Here is a 1,799-nt window from a genome sequence, read left to right on the forward strand (position 1 = left end):
GCGCTCTCCATCCCGTTCGTCGTCGACGACGCCGCGATCTCGTGCGCCCCCTCCGACAACGGGGCCGGCAGCTTCAGCGACCACTGCCCGTCGCCGCCCGCCTGCACCGAGCCAACCACCTCTCCGTCCACGTACACCTTCACCAGCGAGCCAGGCTTCGCCTTGCCCGTCACTTCCGGCTGGCGATCGTCCGTCGTCTGTCCAGGCTGCAGCGGACCCTGCACCGTGCCAACGTGGTCGATCACCTGGTCCAGCGCGATCGACATCTTGCTCGTGTCCACCGTGAACTCGTGCGAATCCCCTCGCTCGCTCGTGTTCCCCGCCTTGTCCGTCACCGTCGTCGACAGTCGATGCGCACCGTCCGACAGCGGCTCCGACGGCCGGAACGTCCACCGTCCGTCCTGTCCCGCCACCGTCGAGCCGATCGCCTTCTCGCCGTCGTAAATCGTCACCACCGCGCCGGCCTCAGCCTTGCCGCTGTATACCGGCGTCGCGTCGTCCGTCGTCGTGCCGTTCGCGATCGGGCCCGTCACGTTACCAACGTCATCCAGCAGCGTCTCGTCGTTCGACGCTTCCGGCGCAATCGTGTCCACCACGATCGAATAGTCGCCCGTCGACGGGCTCATCTTGCCGTCCGGCGACTCGGCCTTCGCGCTGAATGCGTGCTCGCCCTCCGCCAGCGGCGTCTCCGGGCGATACGACCAGCGGCCGTTGTCCCCAGCGATGACGATCCCCACCTCCTTGCCGTCCACGAACACGTGCACGGTGTGGCCCGGCTGCGCCGTGCCGCTCACCGTCGGCCGCGTGTCGTTCGTCTCGCCGTTCGGCGCGACATTGCCCACCTGCGGCTCGACCGCGTCGAACACGCCCGTGATCGATGGCGCGCTCGGCACGCCCGTCAGCACCGAGAAGTCGAAGCCGTCGCTGGGCTCGCTTGCGTTGCCCGCCGCGTCACGTGCGACCACCGACAGCGAGTGATGGCCATTCTCGAGGGGTTCGGACTGGAACGACCAGTGGCCGTCCGCATCCGCACGCGTGCTGCCCAGCAGTACCTGCGCGCCGGACGTCGTGTCGTAAATCAGTACGATGCTGCCCGGCTCGGCCGTACCTCGCAGCGTCGGCTGCGCATCGTCGGTCGTATCGTGCGGATGCAGCGGCCCGGTCACGTTGCCGGCGTTGTCGATGACTTCCTCGAGCGACGGCTTGCCCGGCGGCGTCAAGTCGATGTTCAACTCGTACGGCTGCGACGGCGCGCTTTGCGCGCCAGCCGCGTCCTTCGACTGCGCAGTCAGCGCATGCTTGCCCTCCGTCAGCGCATGGGCCGAGTCCGGCGTGAAGCTCCACTTGCCCGACGCGTCCGTCGTGGCCGAACCCAGCGTCGTGTCGCCATCGCGGATCGTCACGATCGAACCCGGCTTTGCCGTGCCATGCAGCGTCGGACGCGTGTCGTTCGTGAACCCACCGTTCGACACCGAGCCAGTTTGCGGCTCGACATCGTCGACGACGTTGGTGATGACGGTCGTGCCCGGATCCGACGTATCGACGGTGATGTTGAACGACTCGCTTGCGCCGCTTTCATTGCCCGCCGCGTCCCGCGCCGTCACCGTGAAATCATGCTCGCCGTCCGCGAGCGGAGCACCCGGCGTGAACGACCAGCCGCCCGCCGCGTTCGCAACGGTCGAGCCGATCGCCTTGCCGCCGTCGTAGATCGTCACCACCGCGCCCGGCTCCGCCGAGCCCTTCAGCGTCGGCGTCGTATCGTCCGTCGTCCCGTGGTTCACGATCGGGCCCTGCACCGC

The 1,799-nt window shown here is 68.3% G+C and carries 1 protein-coding gene; it reads right to left on the reverse strand.

Going from position 1 to position 1,799, the window contains the following annotated elements:
* The coding region (locus HWX25_RS32510; protein ID WP_244138830.1) for an Ig-like domain-containing protein at positions 1-1,799 on the reverse strand (1,799 nt) is incomplete at both ends.

The organism is Burkholderia sp. BCC1640 (genome assembly GCF_902833125.1).
GTDB lineage: Bacteria > Pseudomonadota > Gammaproteobacteria > Burkholderiales > Burkholderiaceae > Burkholderia > Burkholderia diffusa.